Origin of the sequence: Pukyongia salina (assembly GCF_002966125.1) — a bacterium.
Classification (GTDB): Bacteria; Bacteroidota; Bacteroidia; order Flavobacteriales; family Flavobacteriaceae; genus Pukyongia; species Pukyongia salina.
This window is the reverse complement of record NZ_CP027062.1, coordinates 2,447,651-2,464,055: the sequence shown is the minus strand read 5'-3', so window position 1 is coordinate 2,464,055 and position 16,405 is coordinate 2,447,651. Positions and strand designations below refer to the sequence as shown.

Below are 16,405 nucleotides of genomic sequence, written 5' to 3'. Positions count from 1 at the left end.
CAGGACCCATGAAAAAATTGAGCATCATATTCTTGATCAACCTGGCGATGGCTTTACAGCTGCACGCGCAGGTAGGAGTAAATACAAATAATCCGAAAAGTATATTCGATATAGAAGCTACTAATCCATCGGCTCCCGCTATTACCGATGGCCTGATAGTACCGCTTGTGGATAAATTACCAGCAACTAATCCGGGCGCAGACCAGGATGGGATGATGGTCTTCCTTACCACTCCAGACAACGGATATAAAAAAGGGCATCATTACTGGGATAATTCTGCCTTAGAATGGAAATACTTTGCTGGAGAGTGGGTAGATGGCTATAATAAAGGTAGTGAACATCTCACCTATGTAAAACAAGCCTTTAAAGAGAATCAGAAGGATGTAGTGATCCTGGACAACGGCAAGATGGGGATGGGAACCGATGAACCAGATGAAAGTCTGGAGATACGTTTACCCGGTGACAACGACATACAAATAGCATCTAACGGAACCAGGCCCAATGCACCAAACTTTATATTCTTTACTAAAAACGGAACCTTCGCATCCGGAGATTTCCTAAATGACGGTGACGTTATTGGTTCCCTTGCCGGAACCGTATGGGATGGAAGTGGCGAATCGTCTGTGGTTTCTTATGTAAATTCGGCTGCCGACGGCGATCATTCTAGTGGTGATCTTCCTAGTAGATTCAATTTCTCTGTAACCTCTGCCGGAAATACTTCTGCAGATGCCGACGGGATGGAAATGACCATTCGTGCAAGCGGAAAGGTTGGGATTGGCGTAGATAATCCAACGGCAGTACTGCAATTAAAAGGTGGTACGGCTTCTGCCAATTCTGCTCCCCTAAAGTTCAATGCCGGAACGAATATGAGTAGTACAGAAGATGGTACTTTCGAATTTGATGGTACACACCTTTATTTCACGCCTAATGGCAACAGAAAAATTTTATTAAAAAAATTAACCGGAACCGCGACCCTCGATTTTCTTGTAATGTTCGCCGGGCTGCATTCTGAACTACCAGTTACAGTAAATGGTGCAACCCCCGGAAGCTCATGCAATTGTTCTCCTGTAGGCTCTATAGAAAACGGATTAACCTGGAGTTGTTATGTTAGTGCAGCAAATACAGTTACGATACGGCTTTCAAATATTTCAGGAGGGATAATCGATCCGGTAAGTAAGGACTGGGTTGTAAACGTAATTGAATAAGAAGTACATTGATCCTCCCCCGTGTTTTAGAATAGGAACAATGATAAGAAAACCAGCCGTAATAATCGGCTGGTTTTTTTGGTTTATTATATATGCAACGGTCTGTTTTCAGTGGCAGCTAATGCAGCTTCTTTTACAGCTTCCGCATAGGTTGGATGTGCGTGACTCATCCTCGAAATATCTTCGGCACTGGCTCTGTATTCCATAGCAGTTACCGCCTCGGAAATGAGGTCGGCTACCCGCGCGCCTACCATATGGACACCCAACACCTCATCGGTCTTGGCATCTGCCAGTATTTTCACAAATCCATCAATATCACCACTAGCCCTTGAGCGGCCCAGGGCCCTCATTGGAAACTGCCCGCTTTTATAAGAAATTCCTGCATCTTTAAGCTCTTCTTCGGTTTTTCCTACCGAGGCAACTTCCGGCCATGTATATACTACGCCCGGGATTAGATTATAATCGATATGCGGTTTCTGCCCTGCAAGAATTTCGGCAACCAGCACACCTTCCTCTTCAGCCTTATGCGCGAGCATGGCACCTCTAATCACATCACCGATAGCGTATATATTTGACACATTGGTCTGTAAATGGTCGTTAACCTCCACTTGCCCGCGTTCGTTCACCTTCACCCCCGCGTTCTCTAGTTTAAGCCCGTCTGTATAAGGGCGACGTCCCACAGAAACCAGGCAATAATCCCCGGTAAATTGAACTTCATTCCCCTTTTTATCGGTTGCTGTGACCGTAACCTCATTCTTTTTCCTTTCAACGGCAGAGACCTTGTGAGAAACATAAAATTTCACACCTTGCTTTTTCATCACCTTCATCAGTTCTTTACTTTGAGCTCCATCCATGGTAGGGATGATCCTGTCCATGTATTCCACAACAGAAACTTCGGCACCCAGGCGACGATACACTTGTCCCAACTCCAAACCAATCACTCCACCACCAATTACGATCATATGTTTTGGGACCTCTTTAAGTGTAAGTGCCTCTGTAGATGTGATAATGCGGTCTTTATCAATAGTGATAAAAGGAAGTGTTGAAGGTTTACTACCAGTGGCGATAATGATATTCTTCGCTTCGATCTCCTTGTTTTCTTTTTCTGAAGCGATTACAACATGTGTAGCATCTTTAAAAGTTCCGGTTCCTGTAAATACATCTACTTTATTCTTGCTCATAAGGAACTCAATCCCTTTGGTGGTCTGATCAACAACCGCCTGCTTGCGTTCGATCATCTTTTTAAAATTCAACTTGATCTCCCCCGGAATTTCAATACCGTGTTCCGCAAAGTGCTTCATAGCATCTTCGTAATGATGAGACGAATCCAGCAGCGCTTTGCTGGGAATACATCCTACATTAAGACAAGTTCCCCCTAGGGTATTATATTTCTCGATCAGGGCTGTTTTCATTCCTAGCTGGGCACAACGAATTGCCGCCACATAACCGCCGGGACCCGATCCAATAATTGCAACATCATAAGTAGTCATAAAAGCCGGTTTTTTGAAATTTGAAGGTACAAAGGTACAATACTCCCATGCAACAGCCAACGATTTAAGATCGCTATAACGATAGCGCGGTTGTATTTTTCACTTCATTAATAGTGAAGGAGCTCTGGGTACTTCCTATATGCTGTAAGGTGGTGAGTTTTTCAACCATAAAATTTCTAAAATGATCCATATCTTTCACCACAACCTTTAATAAATAATCGTACTCTCCGCTTACATGAAAGCACTCTAATACCTCATTCAATTTAACCACTTCCCTCTCGAAATCGGTAACAGATTTGTGAACATGTTGCACTAATTTTATATGGCAGAACACCGTAAATCCAAGCTCTACTTTGACTCTGTCTACCATGGCTACATATTTTCTTATCACACCAGAACGTTCCAGTTTCTTTATCCTCTCATACACAGCCGTTACCGAGAGGTTAAGTTTATGAGAAAGTTGTTTGTTCGTCTGTTTGGCATCTTCCTGAAGGTGAATAAGGATTGCCCGATCTATACTATCCAAAACCATAACTGAAAATTTTTCTTAAAGTTAGGTGTTTTTTAACTTGTAACTAATCTATTTTCGGCTATTTTAATTTAATTCAGTTTTATTTTCGGTTTATGAGGTATATCATTGATTATTATCTTATGTAGTTTTACTTTCGTTTAAATATAATCCAACACAGTTATGACATTCAAACCTGCTAATAAAATTCAGGATCTTCAGTATTTTGGTGAATTTGGAGGTGTTAATCCATCTATTTCAGATTCATCAACCTATACCTTTCTTTCAGCTAAAAAAATGTTCGACACCTTCGAGGGGAATGCCGAAGGTTGTTATCTGTATTCCAGACATAGTTCCCCAAGTGCACTTTATTTGGGTGAAGCACTGGCAGCGATGGAAGATACGGAAACGGCTACCGTTACTGCAACGGGCATGGGAGCTATCGTACCGGCCATTATGCAATTGTGTAGTGCGGGAGATCATATAGTAGCTAGCCGAACCATCTACGGCGGGACGTATGCATTTTTAAAGAATATGGCCCCGAAATACAACATCACAACCACTTTTGTGGATATCACAAAGCCCGAGGCGGTAGAAGCGGCTATAGGCCCTAATACCAAAGTGGTCTATTGCGAGAGTGTAAGCAACCCCTTACTCGAGATCGCAGATATAGCAGAACTTGGTACAATTACCCGAAAGCACAACTTAAAATTGCTGGTGGATAATACGTTTTCCCCAATGTCTGTTTCACCGGCAAAATTAGGTGCCGATGTTGTACTACACAGCCTTACAAAATTTATAAATGGCAGCAGTGATACCATGGGCGGTGTTATATGTGGTTCCCAGGAATTCATTGATGAACTTCGAAATGTGAACGACGGAGCCTGTATGCTTATGGGTGCGTCAATGGACAGCCTTAGGGCAGCTTCCATTTTAAAGAATCTACGGACTTTGCACATCAGGATGAAACAACATAGCGCCAATGCTATGTATCTGGCAGAGAAATTTGAAGCCGACGGTTTAAAAACTGTGTATCCCGGCCTGAAATCGCATCCCGGTCATGAATTGATCACTCGCCTCATGAATCCGCAATACGGTTATGGTGGTATGCTTACTATTGATGTAGGCAGTCTGGAAAAGGCAAACGAACTTATGGAACTTATGCAGGAGCGTAACCTGGGTTACCTTGCTGTAAGTCTTGGTTTTTATAAAACTCTTTTCAGTGCACCGGGGAGTTCTACTTCATCCGAAATTCCGGAAGAGGAACAGATGGAAATGGGACTTAGCGATGGCCTTATCCGTTTTTCTATCGGGCTGGATAACGACATAGAAAGGACCTATAGAAGCATGAGAAGATGTATGAAAGAGGTTGGTGTTTATCCAATAAATGAAGTTACCAACTCTTCGATTGTTTAATACTCTCTTGATATAGCAATGCTCGTTCCTGATGAACTAAAATAAGGTGCCGGCGTAGTTCCTCCCCATACGGGTATAAATCGAAATGCAACCAGGTCGTTGGCATTAAGGTTCAAATGAAAATTATAATGAAAATTCTGCGTATAACCAGACAGATAGGTCGATCCTGTTTGAAGACTTTGCGTCTCTGCAACAAAGCCATTTACATACACCCTAAGCATTATTACCATTTGTTTGTTTGTTGAAGTAACGAAATTCATATTGAAATTGGCGTTGATTTCATATACCCCGTTGGCAGGTATGGTATAGGTACCGGAAGTGGTGTTATAGGAGCCTCCTCCTAAATTATATGAAACACTATTTAGTATCAGGTTGGTCTCAACTGCATTACTGAAACCAGATATATTGGAGGTGGTTCTTACTTTTAATGCGGCCTTATCGGTAGATGCTGGAACATTGACCCAACTCACATTCCCGCTGCCATCGGTTTGCATGATCTGTCCGTTTGTTCCCCTGGACGCCGGTAAACTATAAGTATTAGAGGTGTTGGTTCCTACAGCTACATTCCCCAAGAAATATCCCGCATAGGTAGTTCCTGTACTTCGAAGCACCTCCGAATACACACCATACAGATTGCCATTAGCCGAAGTATTAAGGATGTTATAACTTCCGTATTTACTTCCGGTACCCGAGCCTCTTATATTATTGTAGGTGCCAAAATGATTTCCATTACCAGACCCAAACAGATCATTTGTGGTACCATAGGTGTCATCTGCCGAGCTCTCGATCATATTGTAAAGTCCGTATTTGGTTCCTGAGGCTCCGGTAGTTCCGGAACTCATCTCGTTGGTGATACCGTATTTGGCGCCATTTCCTGCGACATCCAGGGTATTTACAAAGGCGTTTACCGCACCCGAATTTCCACTTACCATATTTGTTAGCGCACCGGTTGTACCAGTCGAATTTATTTGTGTGAAGGATGCGGTTGCCCCAGACCCATCCAGTTCAACATCCAACCTGGCGTTTGCGGTGGCTTTACCTATAGCTACGTTGTCTGTAGTATTGGTGGGGTATAATACTGTCCCTGAGGAGGTATCGACAACCCAATCCTCATCACTCAAGCCCGCCGGATCCACCCAACTAAGGTTACCCGAACCATCAGTTTGCATCAGCTGTCCGTTACTGCCTCTGTTTGGAGGAAATATATAGTGATCTGCTGTTCCTGTTCCGAAGGGTGAAACAGTTCCTATTGCAACAGAACCTGTAAAGAATCCTGCAAAACTGCCAGCTTTCTCAACTTCAGAATAAAGTCCGTAATGCGTCCCTGCTGCCGTAGAAGACACCAGGTTATAATTACCAATCTTATCGCCCGTACTGGAACCACCCAACTCGTTGTACGTTCCCGTATAAGTGCCGGTTCCGGTTCCGCTTAGTTGATTATGGGTGCCATATACCCCAGACGAACCACTCGCATTCACATCGTTCTCCATCCCATACAGTATCCCTGTTCCGGACACTACAGACTTGACCCCCCAGGAATTAACCCCCGAGCTAACTGTATTATATAACCCGCGATTTTGGGTTCCGGATACTGCAATTTGGTTATAAGTACCCGTTTGAGCTGCCGTGGAGGAACTGCTGTTCAAAGTGTTGTACACTCCGTATAGTTGTCCGCCAGACGAATTATTAACCTGATTCCTCGTACCTACATGAGTCCCGTTATTGGTAGGTGTTATACGGTTGAAGACACCATGCTTGTCACCGGCCGATCCTCTCACATAGTTATAAATACCCCGGGATGTATTTCCTGAATTCGCATCATTAGTTTCCAAATAAATACCGGCTATGTCGGTAGTAGGCGAAATTCGCGAAAACGCAAGGTTTATTCCACGATTGTAATTACTACTACTGATGTCCAGCGGATACGCAGGTGTATTCAACCCAATTCCCACTTCTCCTAATGTATATTGGTTATCGTTTATATCGTTTGGGCTGGTAGTCGTGCCTTCTTCATACCAATCGCTGTCACTTCCGCCGGAGGGAGCAGTTGTGCTAATACGTTCCCAATTTGAACCATTGAAATAATAAAACCCAACTCCAGACCCTCCTGTCACAGCTGCATTAGTGTTCCAGATAAGCAATCCGGTGGCAGCAGTATTTGTTCCATCCAGGGATGTAGTGGTCACATCACTTAGAGAGACTCTTGGCACTAAAACGCCAGAGTCTGTTGAGGTGATATCCAGGGAAGAAGAAGGATCGGGTGTGGTGGTTCCAATGCCAACCTGAGACGAAATTGAGAATGAACAAAGAAGAATAAAGCCCAATACAAATTTTTTCATGATAATAGTTTTATAAGATCAAAGCTATATTGATATCATGAACTTAAATGGCAACCATGTAACAATAACTTGTACAAATGTAACACCGGCCTAAAACCTACAACAATAGTGGCTTAAGCTAAATTATTTTTGCTTCTGAAATAAGGATTTCAGAGGTGACTTTAACGAATTAATTCTGATCATTATTTACATCTGTAACAACATCGTTTAGGATAGATCTCAATTCTTGAACTTGTAATTTTAAAAATTGAATTTCATCTTGTTGATTTTTAATTTCAGCTTGTTGCTCTTTAATAGCATTTACTAAAATAAAATCCATAGCACCATAGTCAACTCCAAGGTAGTTGCTCTTACTATTTCCATCATCGGAAATATATTCCCAATTACTTACCATATAAGGCGCAATTTTTTGAAGTTCCTGGGCAATGGTACCCACCCCTGTCTCATTTGGCATTCCGGCCTTACCATTGTAGGTAAACCATACTGGGTCTATTTTATCGATAAGTGCAAGTCCATCAGTGAACGGTCGAACATTAGTTTTTAGTCGTCCGTCTGATACTACCGTCCATGAACTAGAGGTGGGCTTTCCTGCCGAATTTGCGTTTAACTGAAGATTGAATGACGGGGTTCCAACTCCAATTCCTAATCGATATGATGTAAAAACTTTGCCCGCAAAATATCCAGCAAAAGCAGAAGTGTTAGTAGTATTAGCCGAACCGTAAATTGCGACATGGGTTCCACTTGTCCCCAAAGCTATCGAGGACACGCCATAATTTGAACCTGTCGCTGCATTAGGAATTTCAATTCGAGCACCGTATTTAAGTCCGCTACCCTCCCCCATATTCGTAAAACTCCCATATTTCGCAGCATTACCATTGTCCATTTCAACGTAATTTCCATATCGCACATCTGTATCTGTCGCAGAGCTAAAATCTGTGTATGTCCCATACTTGACCCCGGTAGAAGCTCCACTGAAAGTATTATAAACTCCATATTTTGAACCGCTGTGGTTCCCTCCAAATGAATTCCACATCCCAATTCGATTAGAACTACCTGAGCCACCAAACGAATGATAAACTCCATAAACTGATTCGGAATTAGCGGTTAGTCCACCGTAGTCGGTAATCATTCCATATATTGGGTTTCCGGAACTAGTTGTTCCATTAATTTGATTGTTAATTAAAATACCCCCGTTTTGAGAGGTAAAATTGAACATATTCATGATTGGGCTCGGGTTTATATAGGTGCCACTTAGAGAGATTACTGAACTTCCGGTACCGCCCGATACCGTAAGGGTTCCACTTGTGGATGCAGTACCGATAGAAACAGCCTCCGAATTGCCATCGGCGGGAGATAAATACCCCCCGTTATCTATCCATTCTGAAGACCAAATAGTGGAAGGATCTACCCAGCTTAAGTTACCAATACCGTCAGACTGAATTAGTTGGTTTGCCGTACCTCTTGAAGCCGGCAACACGTAAGTATTTGCGCCAGAGGTTCCTATAGCTACATTGCCTAAGAAATAGCCGGCATAAGTAGTACCTGTTGACCGTAATACTTCAGAATATACTCCATAGTGGTCTCCTCCGGCGGTAGTTTGTATTAAGTTACGACTTCCGTATTTTGTGCCTGTACCGGTTCCGGTAAGAACATTATCCAAACCATAATGAACTCCGTCCCCACTACCACTTAAGTTGTTTCGAATGCCATAACGCGTTCCGGCTCCATTTCCCGTTAACTGATTATATAAACCATAGTGAAATGCGTCACCCGAATTACTTAAAAGATTATACAATCCAATTTGTTGACCTGTACCAGCTCCCGACAAAGTATTGGAAATACCGTAATGTGTACCTGAGCCAGTCCCTTGTATGTTATTATTCACGCCATAATGGAGTCCATTACCGGAATTTATCATTGTATTCTCAACTCCAAACATTGCCCCATCACCTGATCCACTTAAGGTATTCCTTACTCCATAGTGTGCATTAGTTCCTGAGCCAGACAGGGAATTAAATATTCCGTAATGTAATCCATCACCATCTCCTGTCATTAAGCTTCTGAATCCATAGCTCGCGCCATCGCTATCACCATTCAACACACTATAAAATCCAATCTGCTGCGTACCACTAGTGGATGTAAGCTCGGCTGCAACACCTAAATTGGAACCAGAGCCTGTATTTGAATTAGTAAAGTAACCTCCATAAACCGAACCATTGGTTGTTCCGCCAACACTTGCATTTATTCCACGGGTATCTGTAGTGGTGTCGACCTCAAGGGGATAATCTGCTGTATTTTTTCCAATAGCGAGGTTACCAAGTGTATACATATCATCATTAATATCATTTGGTGCCGAGGTGGTCCCCTCCTCATACCAATCGATATCCACAGTGGAGGTTGCAGTTGTTACCAACCGCTCCCAAGTGGTTCCGTTATAATAATAATAGCCAACACCCGTACCCCCGGTAACTCCTGCATTGGTATTGTAAATAAGTAAGCCGGTAGCGGCAGTATTCACTCCATCCAGCATAGTATCTGTAACATCTCCCAAAGAAACTTGCGGGATAAGAATTCCCTTATCTCCTGCAGAAATATCAAGAACAGCAGAAGCATCAGGGACAACAGTCCCTATACCCACCTGGGAATAACTAGTGGTAAAGATCAATATCAATATGAGCTGTACTATTTTGTTTTTCATAATGTTAGGTTTGAATATGAAACTTTAAAGCTTATTGTTCGGAAGTTAGCTTGCTAACTAACGATTTCAAGGCTGCAAACTCCTGCTGCTGTACCTTAAGCAAGGCATCCATTTCCGAAATTTTATCGCTCAATTCGATTATTTTATCATTTTGAGCCTCAATTTGTAGTTGCTGCTCCTGTACCGACTTTACGAGGGGTACAACAAACATCGCATAGCGAAGACCGTAGTGATCTTCCGAATTTTTAGGCGTATCAACCCCGATGAAATCGAATCCCAAGGTTTTAGCAGCATTATCCACTTCCTGAGCGATGAAACCGTTATGACGTAATCGTTTAGCCTCAGAATTATCTATCAATTCGAATGCTTCATCCACAAACAATTTGTCATCGTAATTATAAGAAACCGGTCTTAGCTTAAGCACGAAATCCAGTCCCGCCACATCTTCACGAATATTCTTCTTTAATCGGGAATCGGACAATACACTCCATGCTACAGAACCACCAATAGTGGTTACCGAAGGATTCCCTACCCGCACCATATTACTTGCATTGGCCTGTGCGGCATATCCTATGGCCGTTGAATTTGTAAAATTCCCTGAAGTAACATCGGAAAGCGCTCCAACTAGGGTATTAAACGCTCCAGTAGTATTGGTATCCCCGGCTGCGAGTCCGAGACCCGTATTATATCGGCCTTCTGCAATTGCCGTAGGCTGGTTGGCGTACAACGCATTATAACCTACAGCTACATTGTAAGAATTATAAGAGGTACCACCATTTGTAAAGGACTGGCTGTACAATGCCTGGTTACCAATGGCCACATTACCATTACTTTCGGTATTGAACCGCATTGCCCAAAAACCCATTCCCACGTTTCTAGTACCAATGGTGTTCGATTCCATGGCCCCGCCACCAATTCCCACATTCAGGCCGCCTGAGGTAACATTACTTAATGCGTAGTGCCCTAAACCGGTATTCTGATTCCCGGTTGTTACATCTTCCATACTTCTAAAACCTACCGCTGTATTGCCTAGTGCTGTTGAACTGGCAGCAACACCTCTTAAAGCCACGTAGCCAATCGCCACATTCTCTGAACCAGTAGTATTTTCACCCAGTGCATACGTTCCAATACCTACGTTATAGGAGGCAGACGTTTGCGCTTTTAATGCCTCATAACCCATAGCCACGTTATAACTTCCATCCAGATTCTGCTGCATCGCATCCACTCCTACCGCTGTATTTACAATCCCTGTAGTGTTTTCAGACAAAGACACAGATCCAATGGCCGTATTTCTGTGCCCTGTTGTATTTGCATCTAAGGAATAGGATCCCACAGAAGTGTTATACGAAGCTGCAATAGTATTTCGTTGCGAGTTATAGCCAATGGCTGTATTATTAGACCCTGTTGTGTTAGAGTACAATGCCACCGTTCCTACGGCAGTATTGATATAGCCCGTAGTATTGGAATATAATGCTGCGCCTCCAACTGCCGTATTATAAATACCATTATTGGTAGCCGTAGGATTATTGGAATATAATGTATACGATCCCAGAGCTGTGTTGTACGAAGTCCAGGTACTACCACTATTATCGAACGACTGGCTATAAAGCGATCTAAAACCAACGGCAGTACTGGTTATAGAATAAGAATCATTTGCCAGGGCATATCTACCCACTGCAACCCCGGCTCTGGTGCCGGCACCATATTCCATCGCACCCACGCCAACTGCAACATTTTGATCCCCTATTGTATCGGCGCGCATGGCTCGCCATCCAACGGCTACATTCATCGATCCGGCGCCTCCATTCTCCATGGATTCGGTTCCAATAGCCGTATTATGCCCACCAGGCCCGAGATGATTTCTCATACTTCGATACCCCATGGTTGTATTTCCACTGGAAGTTGTAACGTTTTCCAGGGATTGGTATCCCAAAGTGGTATTTAAGGTTCCTGAAGTAATAGCCGTTAGGCCTTTATATCCAAATGCTGTGTTGGTATCGGTAGAATCTATGATCCCAGCTTTCTGGTTATTCACCCGGAAATTTAAAGGTTGATTATCTATGGTCCCAAAGAAATCGGCCGAAGTAGTCCCGGTATTTCCCGTTAAATTCCACTTTGGCTCCGCAGAAGTTGTCATTTTCTCCCAGCTGGTGCCGTTAAAAAAATAATAACCTACCCCGGAACCACCTGTAACCGATGCATTGGTATTGTAGATTAACAATCCTGTGGCAGCAGTATTTACTCCGTCCAACATGGTGTCACTCACATCGGCAAGAGACACCTGCGGAATTAGAATCCCTTTATCACTAGCCGAAATATCAAGAACAGAAGATGCATCGGGTGCGACTGTTCCTATTCCTACCTGAGCCATTGCGAAATTCAGAAAGAATAAAAACACGAAAACAAATAATGAAGATTTCATAATACACTTAATTTAAAGCAAGCGAGTTAAGTGCAAGAATATGAGGTATATACGAAGATAAACGATATGGATTTAAACCACAAAGGGAAAACCCTTCTTTTCGTCGGGTAAAAGACCCTTTTTGTCGTATTTGCCTATGCAAGGACAAAATCGTAACATTACAAGTCGAAAACAGTACTTAAATGAAAGACGAAGAAAATATTTCAGAATTTAAAATACAGGACCAGAAAATTGTTGAGAATATAGAACTAAACATCTGGGAGGCACTAATTCCGGTAATAGCTCTGGTTGGAATGTTGTTTTACAATGTCTATGTTTTTGGTGATGATGCACTTAGTGGTAGTAACCAATTTATTCTTTTATTAGGAGGTGCTGTTGCGGCGATCGTAGGAACTTTTAATAAAGTGAGTTATAAGAGAATGGTAGAGGAAGTTGCCGAAAATGTAAAATCTACTACGGGTGCCTTACTCATTCTCCTAATGGTAGGCGCCCTGGCCGGTACCTGGTTAATAAGCGGGGTAATCCCAACTATGATCTACTATGGTTTACAAATCCTCAATCCAACCATATTTCTAGCTTCCTGCGTGATCATCTGTGCTGTTATATCGATCGCAACCGGGAGCAGCTGGACCACGTCGGCTACTGTAGGTATAGCCCTGATAGGAATAGCCGAAGCCCTGGGTATATCACTGGGAATGACTGCCGGAGCCGTCCTTTCGGGAGCGTATTTTGGTGATAAGATGTCACCTTTAAGCGACACCACAAATCTTGCACCTGCTATGGCCGGCACCGACCTATTCACGCATATTAAATATATGACGTATACAACAGTGCCTACAATCGTTATTACTTTAATCATCTTTATTTTCATAGGTTTTGGTCTGGACCCAAAAGGAGCGGCAGACACGGCTTCAATTCTAAGTTCTATAGATGCATCGTTCAATATAAATCCATGGCTCTTTTTAGTTCCTGCGCTGGTAATAATAATGATCATTAAAAAAACACCGCCGCTGATCGCTCTCCTGGCAGGAACACTTTTTGGTGCTATCGCTGCCCTTGTTTTTCAACCAGATATTGTTGCAAATATTGGTGGAGGAACTTCAATGAATTTCACAAATGCATACAAAGGCATCTTAAATGCCATCACCGTTGAGACTTCGGTAAGTACAGATAATGCTGCGCTAAACGATCTTTTTTCGGCTGGTGGAATGAGCGGCATGCTAAGTACTATCTGGTTAATTATTTGTGCGATGGTATTTGGTGGGGTTATGGATGCAATTGGTGCTCTTGCACGAATTAGCAGGGGGTTGTTGTCGTTATTTCACACCACTTTCGGCTTGTTCGCCAGTACAGTGTTTAGTTGCCTCGCATTAAACCTCACGGCTTCAGATCAATATCTGGCCATTGTGGTTCCGGGAAAGATGTACAGCAAGGCATTTAAAGATAAAGGCCTGGCACCCGAAAACCTTTCACGGACCCTGGAAGATAGTGGTACTGTGACCTCGGTACTCGTCCCCTGGAATACCTGTGGTGCATACCAGAGTGGCGTTTTAGGAGTACCGGTCTTAGATTACTTTGGTTATGCTATATTCAATTGGTTGAGTCCGTTTATGACGTTGCTCTTTGCTGCGTTCAAGATAAAGATCAGGCAACTTACCACTTCCAAAGTAGTTTCCGCATAATTTAGAATTTCGGGAAGCCCGATTTCATAAATCGAGTTGTTACGCGTTTAAAATCCTGACTACAGAATTATCTAAACTCAATTTTTGTAGTTTTATATGAATTAAATTCTGGGGCATATTGAGAAACGGGGTTCTCATACTTATTCTACTGTTATCATTGGCGGGTTTACAGGGACAAAATAACTATCACTTCATACATTATAGTGTTGAGGGATATTAAGCGACAAATATTCTCAACCGTCGAAAATTAGTTGGCGAATGCTTATTTTTACATTTCAAAAAACAACTATGGCAAAAATAACTTTAGGCGGTAATCCCGCAGAAACCATTGGTGATCTTCCCGCGGTTGGAAGTCAGGCACCGGATTTTAAATTAGTAGCAATCGATATGAGTGAGAAGACCATGAACGATTTTACGGGTCGAAAACTTATCCTCAATATCTTTCCAAGTGTAAATACTGGAGTTTGTTCAGCCTCGGTGCGCAGGTTCAATACTGAAGCAACCAAAGCAGACAACACCACGGTGTTATGTATCTCCAAAGATCTTCCCTTCGCTCAACAACAGTTCTGCGCGGCAGAAGGACTAGAAAATGTAGTGATGTTATCCGATTTTAAAACAGGGCAGTTTGGGGTGGATTACGGTGTTACAGCCGTAGGTAGTGCATTCGACGGTCTCCTTTCACGAGCCGTAGTAGTACTGGACGATACCGGAAAGGTGATCTATACCGAGCAAGTACCTGAAATTGGACAGGAACCCGATTATGAAGCCGCGTTAAACGCACTTTAACATGTGGAACACCTATCTTGGCAAACGCCTGCTAGGCTTTAAATATGCGACTAAAGGAGCCTGGATGCTGCTTAAAAATGAAGCTAGTATTCAGGTTCAACTGGTCGTCGCAATAGGAATTACCATTGCGGGATTCTATTACAACATTTCCACCACCGAATGGATCGCACAAACCTTGGCAATTGGGTTGGTGATGAGCATTGAAGGCCTTAATACGGCCGCAGAAGAGATCGCGAATTTTGTTCATCCCGATTTTCACAATAAGATAGGGTATATAAAAGATGTGGCGGCAGGTGCGGTATTCTTTTCGGCCATAGCGGCCATCATAATTGCTTGCCTAATATATATTCCGAAGTTCTAAAATCACCCAAACGGGCGATTGATTTCCTAAATTCCTGGTTGTAAGTTTATTCCTTATTAAACATTTTACCTAATTTTATAAGGACTCCTCCTAACCAATACTCACATTATGAAAAAATTAGCCCTCTTGTTGAGCCTGTTGTTCGTGGTTCAACTTCATTATTCACAAACAACAGAACCATCGCCCATTATTTTTATTTACGATGCCAGCGGCTCTATGTGGGGCCAAATGGACGGTAAAACTAAAATGGAAATAGCCTCCAGCGTACTTTCAACATCACTAACCGAACTCCCATCAAACCAGAATGTGGGTTTGGTGGCCTACGGACATCGAAAGAAGGGAGATTGTAAGGATGTGGAGTTCCTTGTGGATGTTTCTAATGGTTCAGCTTCGGAAGTGTCTACGGCTATAAAGGCTATTAAACCATTAGGCAAAACGCCTCTGGCCTATTCGGCTACTTTGGTGATCAATACCCTGCGAGCGTCTAAAGAAAAAGCCACGATCATCCTCATCACCGATGGAATAGAATCCTGTAACGGAAATATTTGCGATGTTGTAAAGGCAGCCAAGGCTGAAGGCATCGATTTTAAATTACATATTATAGGTTTCGGACTTAAAAAAGGAGAAACCGAACAACTGAAATGTGCTGCTACCGCAGGGGATGGAAACTATTATGATGCTGCCGACGCCGGCGGATTGGGTGATGTACTCGATGAAGCCGTAGAGCAGAATGTAGATAAGCCCAAAGGGAATTTTGGGGTGTACGCGATAAAGAACGGAGCCCCTATCGATGCCTATGTAAAAGCTTTCAAAGCCGGAACCGAAGAAGAAATGGGTACCCTTAGAACCTATGGTGAAACACGGTATATGTACTTACCATCAGGCACTTTCGATCTGGTGGCTAAACCCTTAGGAAGTGACGTAACCAGTATCAAGGTAAAAAATGTTGAAAATGTGGAAGAGGAAATGACGGTGAAAGAGATTAGCTTCGATGGTGGGAAACTAAAGGTTACAGGCTATAATAATGAGGAAGGCTGGGATTGTATGGTAAAAGTTATGGATACAGATGGTAAAGTAGTTGCCAGTACGAGAACCTACGGTGTCACCAAAGAAATGGAAGTTAACCCGGGAGTTTATACACTAAGTTTCCAGGCATTGGTTATCAAGGGTCTTGAAACCTTTACCGAGACCAAACAATACACTGTGGAAGCCGGTACAGTTACAGAGGTAGATCACACATTTAAGACTGGGGTGTTGCAGGTGTATCCAAAACTTGGCGGTGAGATAATAGATTGTGTGGTTAAAGTTTCGGAAGTGAAAACTGGGACAAATGTTGCTGGTAGCCGGAGTTATACCAAAGGGAACGAATTTAAAATCAATCCCGGGACGTATGAATTAAAAGTAACGCCACTCGGGGCGAATAAGGACAGAGCTACCCAGACTATTACCGTGGAAGTGAAACAAGGAGAAACAGTAACCAAGACTTTGAACTTTTAAT

General features: G+C 42.8%; 11 protein-coding genes. 6 read left to right on the top strand and 5 right to left on the bottom strand.

The window, feature by feature from the left end; genetic code table 11:
- The first annotated feature begins 8 nt into the window (after positions 1–8).
- Positions 9–1,205: a phage tail-like protein gene (locus tag C5O00_RS11165; RefSeq protein ID WP_105216930.1), complete on the top strand. Its 1,197-nt coding sequence runs from the start codon at positions 9–11 to the stop codon at positions 1,203–1,205.
- An 86-nt stretch (positions 1,206–1,291) separates the two neighbouring features.
- On the opposite strand, the gene lpdA is transcribed toward C5O00_RS11165, so the two are convergent.
- Positions 1,292–2,695 (bottom strand): dihydrolipoyl dehydrogenase, encoded by a 1,404-nt coding sequence (gene lpdA, locus C5O00_RS11160; RefSeq protein WP_105216929.1) that lies wholly within the window; start codon positions 2,693–2,695, stop codon positions 1,292–1,294.
- A gap of 73 nt (positions 2,696–2,768) precedes the next feature.
- Positions 2,769–3,227: an Lrp/AsnC family transcriptional regulator gene (locus C5O00_RS11155; protein ID WP_105216928.1), complete on the bottom strand. Its 459-nt coding sequence runs from the start codon at positions 3,225–3,227 to the stop codon at positions 2,769–2,771.
- 159 nt (positions 3,228–3,386) lie between these two features.
- Between C5O00_RS11155 and C5O00_RS11150 the strand changes: the two genes are divergently transcribed.
- A complete protein-coding gene (locus C5O00_RS11150; protein WP_105216927.1) occupies positions 3,387–4,619 on the top strand; it encodes an aminotransferase class I/II-fold pyridoxal phosphate-dependent enzyme in 1,233 nt (410 codons plus the stop codon).
- Here the strand turns inward: C5O00_RS11150 and C5O00_RS11145 are convergent.
- The 3 genes from C5O00_RS11145 to C5O00_RS11135 all read right to left on the bottom strand — a co-directional run bounded on the left by C5O00_RS11145 (position 4,616) and on the right by C5O00_RS11135 (position 12,078).
- Positions 4,616–6,958: a beta strand repeat-containing protein gene (locus C5O00_RS11145; protein WP_105216926.1), complete on the bottom strand. Its 2,343-nt coding sequence runs from the start codon at positions 6,956–6,958 to the stop codon at positions 4,616–4,618. The two genes, C5O00_RS11150 and C5O00_RS11145, sit on opposite strands and share 4 nt — an antisense overlap.
- A 169-nt stretch (positions 6,959–7,127) precedes the next feature.
- Positions 7,128–9,656, bottom strand: a complete 2,529-nt coding sequence (locus C5O00_RS11140) for a tail fiber domain-containing protein (RefSeq protein WP_105216925.1) — start codon at positions 9,654–9,656, stop codon at positions 7,128–7,130.
- 31 nt (positions 9,657–9,687) lie between these two features.
- Positions 9,688–12,078 (bottom strand): tail fiber domain-containing protein, encoded by a 2,391-nt coding sequence (locus C5O00_RS11135; RefSeq protein WP_105216924.1) that lies wholly within the window; start codon positions 12,076–12,078, stop codon positions 9,688–9,690.
- A gap of 182 nt (positions 12,079–12,260) precedes the next feature.
- On the opposite strand from C5O00_RS11135, the gene nhaC reads away from it, so the two are divergent.
- From nhaC to C5O00_RS11115, 4 genes are all read left to right on the top strand, one after another.
- Positions 12,261–13,760 (top strand): Na+/H+ antiporter NhaC, encoded by a 1,500-nt coding sequence (nhaC, locus tag C5O00_RS11130; protein ID WP_105216923.1) that lies wholly within the window; start codon positions 12,261–12,263, stop codon positions 13,758–13,760.
- A gap of 288 nt (positions 13,761–14,048) precedes the next feature.
- Positions 14,049–14,546, top strand: coding sequence for a thiol peroxidase (gene tpx / locus C5O00_RS11125; RefSeq protein ID WP_105216922.1), 498 nt, complete (start codon positions 14,049–14,051; stop codon positions 14,544–14,546).
- A 1-nt stretch (position 14,547) separates the two neighbouring features.
- Positions 14,548–14,907 carry a diacylglycerol kinase gene (locus tag C5O00_RS11120; RefSeq protein ID WP_105216921.1) on the top strand — a complete coding sequence of 120 codons (360 nt, stop codon included), beginning with the start codon at positions 14,548–14,550 and terminating at the stop codon, positions 14,905–14,907.
- 108 nt (positions 14,908–15,015) lie between these two features.
- The gene (locus C5O00_RS11115; RefSeq protein WP_105216920.1) at positions 15,016–16,404 is read left to right on the top strand and encodes a vWA domain-containing protein; all 1,389 of its coding nucleotides are present in this window, start codon (positions 15,016–15,018) and stop codon (positions 16,402–16,404) included.
- Position 16,405 lies beyond the last annotated feature (1 nt).

Coding starts and splice junctions, on each gene's coding strand:
- C5O00_RS11165 (WP_105216930.1), top strand. CDS start 9: ATGAAAAAATTGAGCATCATATTCTTGATCAACCTGGCGATGGCTTTA.
- lpdA (WP_105216929.1), bottom strand. CDS start 2,695: ATGACTACTTATGATGTTGCAATTATTGGATCGGGTCCCGGCGGTTAT.
- C5O00_RS11155 (WP_105216928.1), bottom strand. CDS start 3,227: ATGGTTTTGGATAGTATAGATCGGGCAATCCTTATTCACCTTCAGGAA.
- C5O00_RS11150 (WP_105216927.1), top strand. CDS start 3,387: ATGACATTCAAACCTGCTAATAAAATTCAGGATCTTCAGTATTTTGGT.
- C5O00_RS11145 (WP_105216926.1), bottom strand. CDS start 6,958: ATGAAAAAATTTGTATTGGGCTTTATTCTTCTTTGTTCATTCTCAATT.
- C5O00_RS11140 (WP_105216925.1), bottom strand. CDS start 9,656: ATGAAAAACAAAATAGTACAGCTCATATTGATATTGATCTTTACCACT.
- C5O00_RS11135 (WP_105216924.1), bottom strand. CDS start 12,078: ATGAAATCTTCATTATTTGTTTTCGTGTTTTTATTCTTTCTGAATTTC.
- nhaC (WP_105216923.1), top strand. CDS start 12,261: ATGAAAGACGAAGAAAATATTTCAGAATTTAAAATACAGGACCAGAAA.
- tpx (WP_105216922.1), top strand. CDS start 14,049: ATGGCAAAAATAACTTTAGGCGGTAATCCCGCAGAAACCATTGGTGAT.
- C5O00_RS11120 (WP_105216921.1), top strand. CDS start 14,548: ATGTGGAACACCTATCTTGGCAAACGCCTGCTAGGCTTTAAATATGCG.
- C5O00_RS11115 (WP_105216920.1), top strand. CDS start 15,016: ATGAAAAAATTAGCCCTCTTGTTGAGCCTGTTGTTCGTGGTTCAACTT.